The sequence below is a fragment of the Sphingobium agri genome, from assembly GCF_023051225.1.
In the GTDB taxonomy this organism is placed as follows: Bacteria; Pseudomonadota; Alphaproteobacteria; order Sphingomonadales; family Sphingomonadaceae; genus Sphingobium; species Sphingobium agri.
The window spans coordinates 61,306-74,543 of sequence record NZ_JALKHS010000005.1 but is presented as its reverse complement, the minus strand read 5'-3'; the positions used below and the strand labels follow the sequence as shown (position 1 = coordinate 74,543).

The window sequence follows — 13,238 nt, the reverse complement described above, 5'->3', positions numbered from 1 at the left end:
TGAGAGGATCAAGCAATGGCGACATCGTCGGACTATCGTCTGGGAGAATTCACCTTTCCACGTGGCTGGTTCATGGTGGGTGAGAGCGCCGAGGCGACGAGCAGCCCCAAGGCGATGCGCTATCTGGGCCAGGACATGGTGATGTACCGTGGCGAGAGCGGGCAGGTCTATGTGACGGAAGCCTATTGCCCGCACATGGGCGCGCATCTGGCGAAGAACACGACCAGCTACATCGTGCGCGACGGCGAGCAGGTGGTCGGCGATTCGATCCGCTGCCCCTTCCATGGCTGGCAGTTCGGCCCGGACGGCGCGTGCAAGAACATTCCCTATTCCGACTTCGTGCCCAAGGCGGCGAAGCTCAAGACCTTCCCTGTGGTGGAACGCGCAGGCACGATCTGGATCTGGCATGATCCCGAAGCGCTGGAACCCAATTTCGACCTGCCCGATTTCGGCGGCCATTATGATGCGCCGGGCTGGGTCAACTGGAAGATCGACTTCATGGGCGATCTCGACATCCACCCGATCGAGGTGGTCGACAACATGGCCGACTTCGGCCACTTCATCCCGATCCATGGCGCAAAGGACTTCGTCTACTTCGCCAATGAGTTCAAGGATCATATCGTCCACCAATATTATGCTGCCGGACACCGCACGCTGGTGCAGAACCCGGAGGACGTGCTGACGCTCGACACCTGGTACACCGGCCCCTCGATCCTCCAGTCGGAGATGGAAGGGACGTTCGACAGCTTCATCCTCATCACCCACACGCCGATCGAGGATGGCAAGATCCGCGTCTGGCATGGCCTGATGGTGCAGGTGAATGACGGCACCGCGCCCGTCACCGACGAGCTGCGCGCCGCAGCCCTCGAATATCAGGAAGGCAGCCGCCTTGCCTTTGCCCAGGATGTCGAGATCTGGCAGAACAAGAAAGCCTGCCTCAATCCGCTCGTCATTCCCAATGACGGCCCCTACGGCAAGGTACGGACCTGGTACAAGCAGTTCTACAATCCCCGCGACAAGACCCCCGACCTGCACAAGCGCACCAACGGCATGCATGTCACACTCGACAAGCGCAGTTCCACGCAGGCGGCATAAGGTCGGAATATCCAGCGCCGCCGGAAAGGCTGGCCTATGGTCGGGCCGTTGATCATAACGGCCCGGTCCTTTTGATTTTACCGGGATAGCGGTTGCGTCAAGCGACCGGAGCAGGAGGCATGAACATGGCGACTTTGGCAGTAGATGCTCAGGATTACATGCGGTCGATGGGGCATGTCGCCCTATTCTATCCCAATAGCGAAGACGGCCCGGCAGCGGCCAAGCTGCTGAAGCTGGCAGGGTTCGTCGAAACGCAGATGCTGCCTTTCCCCCAGGGCAATTTCTATCGCTTCGTGGTCCATGACAGCAACCGCAGCCGGGGCGACGGCATCGTTTATCTTTCCGCTCTTCCCGCGGCGCAGGCGGCGGTGAACAAGGCTGCGCGCGAAGCGCTCGGCTATGGCACGGATAAGGAGCATGAGGCGGTCAAGGCCCTGCGCGCTGCTGTCGAGGCTGATCCTGAATATACCTTCCACGTCGGGACGCTGGTGGACTCGTTCGAAGCGATCGAGAAGATGACGCTCGACTTCATGGATGCGAACGAAAATGATCCCGACCTGAAGGGCCGCCTGAAGGTAACCGTCAACCGTCCGCGCCAGGGCAATGAGCAGATCGACGCGCTTCTGGACGCGTCCCCCGCCTTCGGCAACGTCACCCGTTACGCCTATGGCCGCAACGGCCTGCAACTGTTCGTCGAAACCGACCTGTTGTCGAGCGGCCAGATCGGCGACACGCTGATCCTCGAATTCGATTATGTATGGCCCGGTTATGACAGCCACATCCTGTCGGTGGTCGAACTCTGACATAGCTTAAGGGGAGCAGGCCGCGCTTCGTCGCGGGCTGCTCCCTCCAGAGCGTGATCGTCTTACACGAACGCACCGCAGAGGCTCCTTTCGGTCACCCCGGGCTTGACCCGGGGTCCCGCTGTTTCAGCAGCCTCAGGCAAGAAGCGAGACCCCGGATCAGGCCTGGGGTGACGATCAATCCAACCTCGTCGTGCCCTATCCCACCATGATCAGCGTCAGATTGTCACGGCCGCCCGATGCAAGCGCGGCCGCCATGATCGCGTTCATGATCTCGCCCCGCTCTTCGCCCATATATCCGGCGATCTGCGCATCATCGAGCTCCGCCGTGATGCCATCGGAACAGAGCAGGAAGCGGTCGTCCTCGGCAAGGTCCACAGTGCAGAAATCGATCTCGACCTGATGATCGACGCCCAGCGCGCGGGTGATCACATTGGCCTGCGGATGATGCGCCGCTTGGTTTGAGCTCAGCACGCCTGCGTCCAGCAACTGCTGCACCACGCTATGATCGTGGCTCAGCCGCTGGAGTTGCTGCCCCCGGAAACGATAGACCCGGCTGTCGCCCGCCCAGAAGACATGAGCCTGGTCCTGATCGAGCCAAAGCCCCGCGACAGTACATCCGCCCCGCTGTCCTCGCTCGGTCAAATGCGCATGGATCGCCCCATTGGCCGCCTGCAATGTCCGGGCGATGGCAGGGGCGTCGATCGGTGCCGCATCCTCGCACAGGGCCGCGAGCGCGCGCACGGTCATGGTCGCCGCCACATCACCGGCATCATGCCCGCCCATGCCGTCCGCCACTGCCCAAAGCCTATGTTCGGGCGCTTCCAGATAGCGGTCTTCGTTCAACAACCGGACCTTGCCGACATGGGTACGGGCGGCGGAGCGGTGGCGCGCGCCATCCGCCGGATCATCGCAAGCGATGCGCAGCGCGCTCATCGGCCTTCCTCTTCCTGCTGGGCGCTGACCTCGCCATAGGCCGTAACGAAGGCGTCGTTGAGCGTCCCCGCCTCGCCCTCCAGCTCCGCTGCCAGCGCCGCGTGGCGCCTGGACGCTTCCTCCCAACAGACCGCCGCGCGGCTCTTGAGCAGCGATCCCTGCCCCTCCGTAGCGGCGGCGATCGCTTGTGGATCGAAGCTGTCGACGGCAGCGGCCAGGCTCTGTTGAAAGCCGTGGAATGTCGCCACCAGATGCTTCTTTATGTCCCGGAACGACGCGTTGAGAGCGTCCGGACCGGACAGGAAGCTCCCTTCGCTCGCCAGCAGCAGGTCGATGGCGAGCCGCTGGGTCGGCGCCCATTTGAATGGGTTATTGTCCGCGCTGGTGATGATCGTCTGGGCCAGCTGATATTGCCCCCGCACCCGGTCCCGCTCGGCCAGAAGGTCGCCGACGCCCAGAACCATCTGGCGATAGACCGCGCCTGCGCGCCGCAGGATTTCCGCCGGGTCCTCCGCACCGAACTGCGCCGCGTCGATCCCTGCCCCTTCGCAAAAGGCATCGAACATCGTGCCGGCGGTGATCGGCGGGACGCTGGGTCCATCCGTCCAGTCGCTCGGCACATCGATACGGTGGCCAAGCGGCGGCATCATGAGCAGCGTGCCATTTTCCGGCGATCCGCCCGCCGACGCCTGTGGCGCATGATCGGCCGCCAGGCGGTAGCGGCCAAGCAGGATGGATTGGGGAAGGTTCAGGGCAATATCTTCGCCGATCGGCAGCCGTTCCTCCGTCGCTGCGTCGAAAACCCCGTTTGCGCCGGTACAATGGAGCAGCAACTGCCCATTTTCGACCCGCATGCTGAGGTGCGACCGGGAAATCTCCCGATCCGGATCGATCATCACCCAATCCGAAGCAGGATCGCGTCCCACGGTCAGCACCCCCTCCGCCAGGAAGCGGGCATCGACCGGCGTCAACGCATCATCCTTGTTGAACAGGCGGAATATGTACATCAGGCGGCTCCCTTGCGTGGCGCTGCATCGGTCGACGCCGCAGGGTCGATCCGCGTCATCAACATCGCCCGTTCCGCATCCGCCAGGGCCGTGGCGACATATTCCTGCCGGTCGGCCATGGATGCGACCATGCGGTTCATGGTGTCGAACAGGTCGCCTATCTCATCCTTGCGCCGGTGCGAAATGCGGAAGGAGAGGTTGCCTGCCGTTACATCCTCCATCGCCCGTTTCAGGCGGCGGAGCGGGCGGCTCCATATGCGCACGCTCGCGGCGGTGCATAGGCCAATTACCAGCGTCACGAAGATCGCGAACCCCGCAAAGAGCAGGCTGGCGATGCGTTGCGCCCGGTCCAGCTGCCCGCGCTCCATCACCACATCGACCTTGCCGAACGGCACGCCTGCATAGCGGACCGGCTGCACGAAGCGCATGCCGCCGTCTGTCAGCGTCACCGCCGATCCCGCGGTTCGGGGGAGGGGCGTTTCGTCCACCGCTGCTCCCGGCCGGTATCGGGTGCCGAGCAGCCGCGGGTTGCTGGCTGCACGGATGACGTCATGCTCGTCGGCGATGACGAGCTTGCGCAGGCTCGGATCACTCGCGGCGGCGACTGCGAAGGCTTGCAGGGGCGCCCAATCCTGTTCGGTCGCCGGGCGGCCCGCATTCTCCGCCACATGCAGCGCTGCATTGCGGGCGACGAAGGATGCGATGGAAGAACCGGAAGCCAGCGCCATGTCCTGCATGACCGCCTTTTCCCGCTGCACCACGAAGTTGATCCCGCTGCCGAGCGCCAGCAGCACCGATGCGGCCAGCAGCAACGGCATCCGGTAGCGCTGGATCCATCCTTCCTGCCGCTGGTCCATCTCGCCTGTCGCCGCGTCATATTCGCGGCGCAGGGCGTCTGCCACCTCTCCGGCATCGGCGAAGCGCTGGTCGGGCTTCTTCGCCAGCAATTTGGTGATGAGGAACCGCAGCCCCTTCGGGCAATCGGGCACGTGCCGCGCGATCTCCAGCGGCTGTTCCTGCGCGATCTGGATGGCGAGCGTGGCAAGCCCGGCGCCCGTGAAGGCGACCTTGCCAGTCACCATTTCATACAGGACGACGCCCAGCGAAAACAGGTCGGATCGTGCGTCGACGGGCATGCCCAGCGCCTGTTCCGGGCTCATGTAGCGCGGCGTGCCCAGCACGGCCCCCGCCTGGGTGCGCGCAGCCTGCCTTTGTGCCGATGATGTGTCGCGGCCGTCGATCCGGGCGATGCCGAAATCGAGCAGCTTGGCGGTCCGGCCATTGCCGCAGATCAGGATATTGGACGGCTTGATGTCGCGATGAACCACGCCTTGGGCATGGGCATAGGCAAGCGCGCTCGCGATCTGCGCGCCTAGCAGGGCGGCCTTGTCCGCCGTCATCCGCCCCTGCGCGGCGAGCATTTCATCAAGCGGGCAGCCGTCGATATACTCCATCGCGATATAGGGCGTGCCATCGGCCTCGCCCACATCGTAGATGGTGACGATATTGGCGTGGCTCAGCATCCCGGCGGCGCGGGATTCGCTCAGGAACCGGCGCGTAATCTCGCTGTCCGCGCGAAATTCGGGCTTCAACAGCTTGATCGCGATGGGTCGGTCGATACTCGGGTCATGCGCGCGATGGACATGCGCCATCGCCCCCTCACCGATCAGTTCATCGATCCGGTAGCGTCCAACCCAGGTCATCGCCGTGCCTTTACCGTTGCCTGCAGCCGCCGCGCGCGATCCAGGTCACGCTTGATCAGCGCATTGCCGGGGTCCAGGCGCAGCGCCTGGTTCAGCAATCCGACCGCAGTGCCGATCTGCCCCTTGTTGAGCGCGGTGAGCCCTGCCGATCGCAGCTGGGCGGCGCGGCGCGGGTCGGCGGTGCGCGGCGTAGCGGCAGGCGCCGGCGGAGCGGGCGCGGCCTTGGCGGCAGGGGCTGGCGCGGCACGCGGACGGGCGGGCGCCGGGGCAGGCGCTTCCTTCGGCCGTATCCCCGGCACCCTGATCGTCTGACCCGGCTTCAGCGAAGCGGGCACCGCCAGATCGTTGTAGCGGCTAAGCAGGTAGAATTTCCTGGCGTCGCCCAGGAACCGCTGCGCAATGCCCTGCATCGTGTCGCCAGCCTCGACGCGATAGGAGAATGCGGTGCTGCCCAATGCCGCGACCGGATCGGCCGTGATGCTCTCCATCAGCCTGGCGGAGGCCGTATCCGCAGGATCGCGCTTCAGCATGGCCTCCAGCTTCTTGCGCGCGGCTTTCTCATCGCCATTGTTCAGCAAGGACACGACGTCCTCCACTTCCTGCGCGTTGCTGACCTGCTGCACCATGGGCGCGCGCACGCTCTCGCCGCCCGGCTTCGCGGCGCATCCGGCAAGGCCGGCCGCCACGATGGCAAGCAGCAATTTAGGCGCATTAATCCTCATTCAGGCGGTCCTTGCGTAGCTATTGGGTTCGGCCGAAGAGGGCCGGGCGTGGGTGGTGAACAGGCTCGTGATGGTCTGGCCGCTGCGCGCGAAGGCCAGGAAATCGGCCTCCGGCATGGGCCGGGCGAAGTAGAAGCCCTGGAACAGGTTGCAGCCATGACGGCGCAGCCACAGCATCTCCTCCGGCCTCTCTACGCCCTCGGCGAGCACGCTGATGCCAAGGCCGCGTGCGAGCGCGATGATCGACTGGCAGATCGCCTGGCAATCGCGGCGGCTGTCGACGTCCGTCACGAACTCGCGGTCGATCTTCAGCTTGTCGAAGGACAGCTTCTTCAAAGAGCTGAGACTGGAGAAGCCGGTGCCGAAATCGTCGATCGAAATCGCAGCCCCCGACGCGCGAATGCGTTCGAACAGCTGGGCAGCCGTGCGGGAATCCGCCATGGCGATACTCTCTGTCAGCTCCAGTTCCAGCAGGCGGGCGGACAGGCCATGACGGCCCAGCGTGCGCTCCACCAGATTGTCGAAGCCCTCGCGTTCCAGCTGATGGCCCGACACGTTGACGGCGACCTTGACGCCCGGCAGCCCCATCGCGGTCCAGTTCCCCGCCGCGCGGCAGGCAGCGTCCAGCACCCATGTGCCAAGCTCCGCCGCCAAGCCCGCAGCTTCGGCCAAGGGGATGAACTCGGCCGGGCCAACCAGCCCCCGAACCGGGTGCCGCCAGCGGATCAGCGCCTCGGCGCCGCAAACCGATTGGGTCCGCGCGTCCAGGAAGGGCTGGAACCATGTTTCGAATTCGCCAGCCGTGATGGCGCGGCGCAGATCCTGTTCCAGCGCGAAATCGCAGCTGACGGCCTTCGACGCCTGATCGACAGGACCAGACGCCATGCCATGGCGGCTCGCCAAAAGGGAAAAAGCGCGGGAAATCAACTTCGCCGCTGGAGCGATGTCCGGATCGCATGCCACATGGCCCAGGCGAATGACCGGCAGCAGCTCCTCGCCATCGATCAGCATCCGGTCCTGCAACGCGTAGGCGATCGCCTGCAACGCCGGGGCCGCCTCGTCTTCGCTGCTGCCCGCGAACCAGAGCGCGAAATGCGCCCGGTCCACATGGGCGGCCATGCGGGACGGTCCGGCCATGCGGCTGATGCGCCTCGCGATTTCCGCAAGAACATGGTCCGCCTTTTCCGGGTCGATGGCGCTCAGCCGGTCGAAGTCGGCAAATTCGATCATGCCCAGCACGCCCGGCCCCTCGGCCATCGCCTGGATCAGCTTTTCGCGGGTGGGAAGGCCCGATACGCCATGACGCTGCACGAAACGCTGCGCCATGGAACGGTTTGCCTCGATGAGCTTCAGCGCTTCTGCATATATGCCGCGGGCAAGCGGATAGCTGCCCTTGATGCCGAACGCCTTGCGCAGGCGCATCAGCCAATATGTCTCCGCGCTCGCATGCAGCAGCGTGATGGCGAGCAGCAGCGGAAGAAGAAGGGCGGCTGCGGCTGGATGGATCAGGATGCCCACGCCGATCGCGATGGATGCGCCGACCAACAGCCATAACCATGGCCGTCCCTTTCCACCCAGCATCCTGTGACCAATGCGCGGCATGCTCACCCTTTCGGGTCGAGGATTTAAGGCAAATTGTGAAACAGATGATTAAGGGAAGGGCGCGAATTCCGGTCGCTTGCCTAACCTGCATTAGTCTTCAAAGGTTAAGGACTTATCTATCGGTGGATGGCTGCTCGTCTTCTTCCACCCGGTAGGACAGCCATCGCAGCCCTATTCCCGCGATGGACGTCGCCATGCCGATGACTAAGCATAGCGACAGCAGCGGGTCCCGGCTGGCGCTGCGCCATGATACAAAGCCCAGCAGAAGGACGCTGATGGTAGATATCGCATATCCGGCGGCTTTTATCGCAGCGCTTTTGATCATTTCGCCTGGTTGAATGTTTCTAATTGTTACTGGTTCCCAACGACCAGAGGCAACAGTGTAGAGAAACATATGGACCGCATCTTCACCGCCTTGGCGACCCGGATCGCCTCCGCCGCCGGACAGCCGCTCAGCTTCGTCCTCGCCTTTGGACTTATCCTGGTCTGGGGCGTGTCGGGGCCGCTGTTCGGCTATTCCGATACCTGGCAACTGGTGATCAACACCGGCACGACCATCGTAACCTTCCTCGTGGTCTTCCTGATCCAGAACAGCCAGAACCGCGACGCCGCCGCCATGCAGGCGAAGCTCGATGAAGTGATCCGCGCCCTCGATTCCGCGCGCGAACAATTTATCGGCATAGAGCATCGCAGCGCGGGGGAAGTGGAACAGATCCGCGCTGCGCTGGAAAAGGAAGTCGGCTGCGACGAAGGCAAGGCCGGAACGGCCGACGACAGCGTCGAGCATGTCCTGCGGCGGACCTAAGTCAGGACATTCTCTTCACCCGTTCGGGCTGAGCTTGTCGAAGCCCTCCATTTTTCTAAGAGAAATAGAGCGGTTGGCTTCGCCGCTCCGATCGTCCCCTATCCGAACTGCTTGATAAGTGAAGAAGTGGCGCTGTCGCTATTGGCATCCGCAACGATGGCATAAGCAGCGCGCGCGATGACTTCTGCCTGGCTGAGAGCAGCGGGCATGGCGCTGGCGGCGACCTGCTCGACGGCGGCACTGCCGGACCTGTCCGCCGCTGCGCTGCGCGAAAAGAAGCCCGCATCCGACAGCAGGCTATCCAGCGATCGTGAAGATACAGGCGCCTGGCCGATCTCGGTACGCGCAGGTGGCGAATAGACTAAAGCTGGCTCAACCGATGCCGTTATGATCGGTGCAGGCGATGACGGCGCTACGCTGCTGCTGGCCGGCTCGCTCGGCGCCGGAGTTGCAGACGGCTCCGTAGCGGTTGTCGAGCCTGAACTGCTCGTCATGCCGGTGGAATTCTTGCTGTTCCAGTTGGCAATGGCGTTGCTGTTTGAATTGATGCTGACCACGCAAAAATCTCCGATGTCCCATCCTGCGGCTATCGGATCATCTCTTCCAGACCATGAAGGGGCATCGTCAGCGGGGCGTTAAGCATGATGGCGCCCGTTCCGCTTGGCCTCATATCGTCACCCCCCCCCCTGGAACCGTTCGCCCTGAGCTTGTCTGCCCGAAAAACGGCGAAGCCAACGGCTCTACTTCGCATTCTCTGGTAGATTGAAGGTGCAGCCCGAACGGGCCGCGATCCAGACCTAAGCGTAGCCGGATCGGAGGAGAGACCGGAAAGCCTCTCCCCTTCCAATCGCGTCAGACCCCAAAACCACCCGACACCGAAATCACCTGACCCGTCACATAACGGGCCCGTTCGGACGCGAAGAATACCGCTGCCTGGCCAATATCCTCCGACTGGCCCCAACGCTTCAGGCACAGCAGCTTCTTGGTTTCGGCGACCCAATAATCATCGAACACGCCTTGCGCGGTCAGTTCGTGGAACATGCCCGCGTCGATGACGCCCACCAGCACCGAATTGGCGCGGATCTCATGCTTGCCTTCTTCCTTGGAGATACCCTTGATCAGCGCTTCGTTGGCTGCCTTGGGCGCGACCGACAGACCGTCGAGCTTCGGCCACCAGTCATGTCCCGCCGATCCCAGATGGACGAACGATCCGCCGCCCTTTTCGCGCATGTGCGGGATGAAGGCGCGGGCGGCATTGTAGAAGCCGAACACCTCGACCTCCATCGCCTGGCGGAACTGTTCGTCGCTCCATTCGGCGATAGCGACCTGCGGCACCAGCGGACCCGCGCCCCAGACGACGCTATGCACGCGGCCATGCGCGGCGGTCGCCGAAGCGACGACCGCGTCGACCGAAGCGCGATCCCGCACATCGACCTGATGCAGGCTGGCCTTGACGCCCAGCGCCTCGATGGCCTGCGCCGTCGCCTCCGCCACGTCTTTCTTGCTGCGATAGCAGATGGCGACGTCCGTGCCGGACTTGGCGAACTCGACCGCGACGCCCTTGCCGATCCCGCCGCTGCCGCCAAAGATGATCGCTGCGCCTTCCGGGAAATCCCTGTTCATTCCTGTTCTATCCTCTTCTGTTTGAATGTCATTCGGCCGCTGCGGCGGTCGGCGCCTGATCCAACCCCTTGGTGGCATGGTCGCCATTGGCGCGGCCCTGATGGCCCGCCGCCTGCGCGCGCGGATTGTAGAATTGCCGATACCATGCGCGATTGCGGTGGAACGGCCCATCAGTCGGCAGGCGCAATATCTGCAGCGCTGGTGCCTTCGTCCGCCAAATCTCGAAATCCTGCGAGAATGCGGAAAGGCCCAGCTGCTGATATTGGCGATGCAGTTCGACATCCTCTGCGGATGGCGGCACCTGCCGTCCCCGCGTAATGATGCCATGCCACACATGGGTCACGCCATCCTCGACCGGCGTATGCAGCACGATCTGAACCGCGTCCGTCTCGCCCGAAAAGCGCGCGATCAGGATGCCGGGCCCAGTATAATAGGCATCGACGTCCAGTACGCCGCCCTCGCTGGTCATCGTCTCATGACCGCCGCCGGACAGTTGCCGTCCGGTGACGCCCTCGAAGCGTGAGTTGAAATAGGCGAGCCGCTGCCCATGCACCGGGCCGAAATGCCGCGCATCGACCAGATTGTCGATAATCTCCTGTGGGTGGACCGGGATCTGCCCCAGATCATCATAGATGCACCGTACCCAGGCGGCATCCTCCCATTCCGGCAAGTCCGGCACGGGATAGTCTGGTTCCATCTGCTCGGGATCATGCCAGGCGAACAGGCATCCGAACCGTTCCTCCACCGGAAAGGCGCGCACCCGCGCCGCTGGCGGCAGCGGCCCGTCAAAATAGGGCACATTGTTGCAAATGCCGTCCGGTCCAAAGCGCCAGGCATGATAGGGGCAGCGGATCGAGTCCCCTTCGATACGCCGCGCGCCCGCGCCCGAACTTTGCTCGGCGGCCAGATGCGCGCCCATATGGGGGCAATAGGCATCCAGCAGCGCCGCCCGGCCACTCTCTCCGCGATACAGCACCAGGTCGCGCCCGAACATCCGCAGCGCCTTAGGCGCGGAAACGGCGTCCTCCGCCCGCGCGATCATGAACCAGCCACGGGGAAAAGTGAATTCGCCGAGGCCATAGTCGGCCGTGGTCGCCATCCGTCCATCCTCTCTCTTGTTCTGCACGCATAGTGAAATAAGGACGCCCCCGGATCAATTCGCGCTTGCGATATTCGATCATATCGTGATCCTCTACGATCATTACATGATATGGACTGACATATGCCTCAAAAGGAAAGCCCCGGCGTCGCCGCCATATTAGCGCAGCTCCGCCACGAACTGCGTGTGCAGGGCATCAGGGTAGCGGACCTCGCCGCCCGCATGGACGTCGCGGAGCCGACCCTGTGGCGCTGGCTGCGGGGTAGGGGGCTGACGCTCGACAATCTCGACCGTCTCTGCCTCGCCATCGGCATCGACGTACGCGACCTGCTCGCCCGGTCGGCCGATGGCGGCGCGGACCGCTTCACGCTGGCGCAGGAGCGGGTTCTGGCCGCCGACCGCAGCCTGGCGCTGCTCTTCTTCCTGGTGCTGAACGGCGCGCAGCGGGCGGAGTGCCAGGCGACGCTCGGCATCGATGAAGCGGCCCTGGACGAAGCAATCGAGCGGCTCCGGCGGCTCGGCCTCGTCGACAGCCTGCCCGGCGGCCGCCTGCGCCCGCTCACCAGCCGCGCCGTCCGCTGGCGACCCGACGGCCCGCTCGACCAGGCCTTCAACCGGGTGGTGAAGCATTTCTTCCTCGGCCCCTCGCTGCTCGAAGGGGACGCCCGCTATGTCTCCGACATGCTCTGGCTCGGCCCCAACGGCCGCGATCGGGTGCAGGCCCTGTTCGAGCGGCTGCGCGACGACGTCTATCTGATCGCCCGGCAGGAGCGCGAAGCGGCGGCGGACACAGGCGATTGGTGCGCCCTCTTCCTGCTCGTCCGCCCGCTGCAAATGGCGCGCGTCACCGAAGACTTGTAAAGGCTCAAGCCCCCAGCCACCACAGCATCCCGATCAGCGTGATCGACGCCATCGTCGTCGTCAGCATGACCGCCCAAGCGCTCAATTCCATTGCCCATCGCCCCGCCTTGCCCGCCAGCACGAAGCTCGACGCGCCGCACGGCATCGCCGCCATCAGGATCGCGACCTTCGCCCAAAGCGGTGGGATCGGCGGCAGCATCCACAGCAGCCCCGCCGTGATCAGCGGCTGGGCCAGCAGCTTCAGCGCGACGACACGGCCGATCGGCCCGGGCGTGGCGCTTTGCCGGGGCAGCGCGATGAAGATGCCGATCGCCGTCAGCGCACAGGGCGCCGTCGCCTGCGCCAGCGTCTGCATCAATATGTCGGCTGGCCCGGTCAGCGGCAGGCGCAGGACCGACCACACGCACCCCAGCACCGCCATGAAGATCAACGGATTGCGCACCGTCGACCGCGCCGCAAGCTTCAATCCGGTGCCCACCCCATGGCCATGGCTCGCCGTCACTTCGCTCATGACCAGCCCGACGGTGAACACGATCGCCGAATAGATCAGCATCGTCACGGACACCGGCGCGACCGCTTCCGGCCCCCAGGCCAGCGTCGCCACCGGCAGGCCGATGAAGCCCGTATTGCTGAAACAGGCGCACAGGGCCGCGATATTCGCGTTCGCCCCCGACCGCCCGAACCGCCGGGCAATGGCAAAGGCCAGCGCATAGGTGATCAGCGCGCCCAGCGTGACCGCGATGAACATGCCCGGCACCGCCAGGTTGCGCGGGTCCATATGCGCAATCGAACGAAAGGTAAGGATAGGCAGGGTAATGGCGATGACGAAGCGGTTCAGCACCTCGAACGCGCGGTCACCCAATATGTCATAGCGCCCGCACACATAGCCGATCAGGATCAGCCCGAAGACCGGGACCAGAGCGCCCAAGATCGTCACAGCCATGAAAAGCGCCACCTCATGCTTGACGGCTTCGTCCCGTCG

Annotated in this window: 15 protein-coding genes; 6 read left to right on the top strand and 9 right to left on the bottom strand. The window is 64.1% G+C overall.

Features of this window, described 5'->3' with window-relative positions; all coding sequences use genetic code 11:
* Window positions 1–15 precede the first annotated feature (15 nt).
* Together MU848_RS03065 and MU848_RS03060 are read left to right on the top strand one after the other, a co-directional pair.
* Window positions 16–1,095 (top strand): Rieske 2Fe-2S domain-containing protein, encoded by a 1,080-nt coding sequence (locus MU848_RS03065; protein ID WP_247230144.1) that lies wholly within the window; start codon window positions 16–18, stop codon window positions 1,093–1,095.
* 125 nt (window positions 1,096–1,220) lie between these two features.
* Window positions 1,221–1,898 carry a hypothetical protein gene (locus MU848_RS03060; protein ID WP_236575201.1) on the top strand — a complete coding sequence of 226 codons (678 nt, stop codon included), beginning with the start codon at window positions 1,221–1,223 and terminating at the stop codon, window positions 1,896–1,898.
* A gap of 198 nt (window positions 1,899–2,096) precedes the next feature.
* On the opposite strand, the gene MU848_RS03055 is transcribed toward MU848_RS03060, so the two are convergent.
* The 6 genes from MU848_RS03055 to MU848_RS03030 form a co-directional block, all read right to left on the bottom strand.
* Entirely contained in the window at window positions 2,097–2,834 is a 738-nt protein-coding gene (locus MU848_RS03055; protein ID WP_247230169.1) for a PP2C family protein-serine/threonine phosphatase, read from the bottom strand.
* A complete protein-coding gene (locus MU848_RS03050) occupies window positions 2,831–3,841 on the bottom strand; it encodes a type VI secretion system-associated FHA domain protein (protein WP_097092998.1) in 1,011 nt (336 codons plus the stop codon). Before MU848_RS03050 ends, MU848_RS03055 begins: the two co-directional genes overlap by 4 nt.
* Entirely contained in the window at window positions 3,841–5,544 is a 1,704-nt protein-coding gene (locus MU848_RS03045) for a protein kinase domain-containing protein (protein WP_247230168.1), read from the bottom strand. The genes MU848_RS03050 and MU848_RS03045 overlap by 1 nt, the downstream gene beginning before the upstream one ends.
* Window positions 5,541–6,266 (bottom strand): LysM peptidoglycan-binding domain-containing protein, encoded by a 726-nt coding sequence (locus tag MU848_RS03040; protein ID WP_247230167.1) that lies wholly within the window; start codon window positions 6,264–6,266, stop codon window positions 5,541–5,543. The genes MU848_RS03045 and MU848_RS03040 overlap by 4 nt, the downstream gene beginning before the upstream one ends.
* A complete protein-coding gene (locus MU848_RS03035; RefSeq protein WP_247230166.1) occupies window positions 6,267–7,868 on the bottom strand; it encodes a GGDEF domain-containing phosphodiesterase in 1,602 nt (533 codons plus the stop codon).
* Between the two features lie 112 nt (window positions 7,869–7,980).
* Window positions 7,981–8,193 (bottom strand): hypothetical protein, encoded by a 213-nt coding sequence (locus tag MU848_RS03030; protein ID WP_247230165.1) that lies wholly within the window; start codon window positions 8,191–8,193, stop codon window positions 7,981–7,983.
* A gap of 69 nt (window positions 8,194–8,262) precedes the next feature.
* Between MU848_RS03030 and MU848_RS03025 the strand changes: the two genes are divergently transcribed.
* The 3 genes from MU848_RS03025 to MU848_RS03015 all read left to right on the top strand — a co-directional run bounded on the left by MU848_RS03025 (window position 8,263) and on the right by MU848_RS03015 (window position 9,312).
* Entirely contained in the window at window positions 8,263–8,673 is a 411-nt protein-coding gene (locus MU848_RS03025) for a low affinity iron permease family protein (protein ID WP_247230164.1), read from the top strand.
* 177 nt (window positions 8,674–8,850) lie between these two features.
* The gene (locus MU848_RS03020) at window positions 8,851–9,033 is read left to right on the top strand and encodes a hypothetical protein (protein WP_201516335.1); all 183 of its coding nucleotides are present in this window, start codon (window positions 8,851–8,853) and stop codon (window positions 9,031–9,033) included.
* 27 nt (window positions 9,034–9,060) lie between these two features.
* Window positions 9,061–9,312 carry a hypothetical protein gene (locus MU848_RS03015; RefSeq protein WP_201516334.1) on the top strand — a complete coding sequence of 84 codons (252 nt, stop codon included), beginning with the start codon at window positions 9,061–9,063 and terminating at the stop codon, window positions 9,310–9,312.
* Between the two features lie 213 nt (window positions 9,313–9,525).
* On the opposite strand, the gene MU848_RS03010 is transcribed toward MU848_RS03015, so the two are convergent.
* Together MU848_RS03010 and MU848_RS03005 are read right to left on the bottom strand one after the other, a co-directional pair.
* Complete coding sequence (locus MU848_RS03010; RefSeq protein WP_247230163.1) at window positions 9,526–10,296, bottom strand: SDR family NAD(P)-dependent oxidoreductase; 771 nt, start codon at window positions 10,294–10,296, stop codon at window positions 9,526–9,528.
* Window positions 10,297–10,324: 28 nt separating this feature from the next.
* On the bottom strand, window positions 10,325–11,395 hold the full coding sequence (locus MU848_RS03005; RefSeq protein WP_247230162.1) for a Rieske 2Fe-2S domain-containing protein: 1,071 nt from the start codon (window positions 11,393–11,395) through the stop codon (window positions 10,325–10,327).
* A 123-nt stretch (window positions 11,396–11,518) separates the two neighbouring features.
* On the opposite strand from MU848_RS03005, the gene MU848_RS03000 reads away from it, so the two are divergent.
* The gene (locus MU848_RS03000; RefSeq protein ID WP_247230161.1) at window positions 11,519–12,256 is read left to right on the top strand and encodes a helix-turn-helix domain-containing protein; all 738 of its coding nucleotides are present in this window, start codon (window positions 11,519–11,521) and stop codon (window positions 12,254–12,256) included.
* A 4-nt stretch (window positions 12,257–12,260) separates the two neighbouring features.
* Here MU848_RS03000 and MU848_RS02995 read toward each other — a convergent pair whose 3' ends face one another.
* A complete protein-coding gene (locus MU848_RS02995) occupies window positions 12,261–13,199 on the bottom strand; it encodes an AEC family transporter (protein ID WP_247230160.1) in 939 nt (312 codons plus the stop codon).
* Window positions 13,200–13,238 lie beyond the last annotated feature (39 nt).

Coding starts and splice junctions, on each gene's coding strand:
- MU848_RS03065 (WP_247230144.1), top strand. CDS start 16: ATGGCGACATCGTCGGACTATCGTCTGGGAGAATTCACCTTTCCACGT.
- MU848_RS03060 (WP_236575201.1), top strand. CDS start 1,221: ATGGCGACTTTGGCAGTAGATGCTCAGGATTACATGCGGTCGATGGGG.
- MU848_RS03055 (WP_247230169.1), bottom strand. CDS start 2,834: ATGAGCGCGCTGCGCATCGCTTGCGATGATCCGGCGGATGGCGCGCGC.
- MU848_RS03050 (WP_097092998.1), bottom strand. CDS start 3,841: ATGTACATATTCCGCCTGTTCAACAAGGATGATGCGTTGACGCCGGTC.
- MU848_RS03045 (WP_247230168.1), bottom strand. CDS start 5,544: ATGACCTGGGTTGGACGCTACCGGATCGATGAACTGATCGGTGAGGGG.
- MU848_RS03040 (WP_247230167.1), bottom strand. CDS start 6,266: ATGAGGATTAATGCGCCTAAATTGCTGCTTGCCATCGTGGCGGCCGGC.
- MU848_RS03035 (WP_247230166.1), bottom strand. CDS start 7,868: ATGCCGCGCATTGGTCACAGGATGCTGGGTGGAAAGGGACGGCCATGG.
- MU848_RS03030 (WP_247230165.1), bottom strand. CDS start 8,193: ATGATCAAAAGCGCTGCGATAAAAGCCGCCGGATATGCGATATCTACC.
- MU848_RS03025 (WP_247230164.1), top strand. CDS start 8,263: ATGGACCGCATCTTCACCGCCTTGGCGACCCGGATCGCCTCCGCCGCC.
- MU848_RS03020 (WP_201516335.1), top strand. CDS start 8,851: ATGACTTCTGCCTGGCTGAGAGCAGCGGGCATGGCGCTGGCGGCGACC.
- MU848_RS03015 (WP_201516334.1), top strand. CDS start 9,061: ATGATCGGTGCAGGCGATGACGGCGCTACGCTGCTGCTGGCCGGCTCG.
- MU848_RS03010 (WP_247230163.1), bottom strand. CDS start 10,296: ATGAACAGGGATTTCCCGGAAGGCGCAGCGATCATCTTTGGCGGCAGC.
- MU848_RS03005 (WP_247230162.1), bottom strand. CDS start 11,395: ATGGCGACCACGGCCGACTATGGCCTCGGCGAATTCACTTTTCCCCGT.
- MU848_RS03000 (WP_247230161.1), top strand. CDS start 11,519: ATGCCTCAAAAGGAAAGCCCCGGCGTCGCCGCCATATTAGCGCAGCTC.
- MU848_RS02995 (WP_247230160.1), bottom strand. CDS start 13,199: ATGGCTGTGACGATCTTGGGCGCTCTGGTCCCGGTCTTCGGGCTGATC.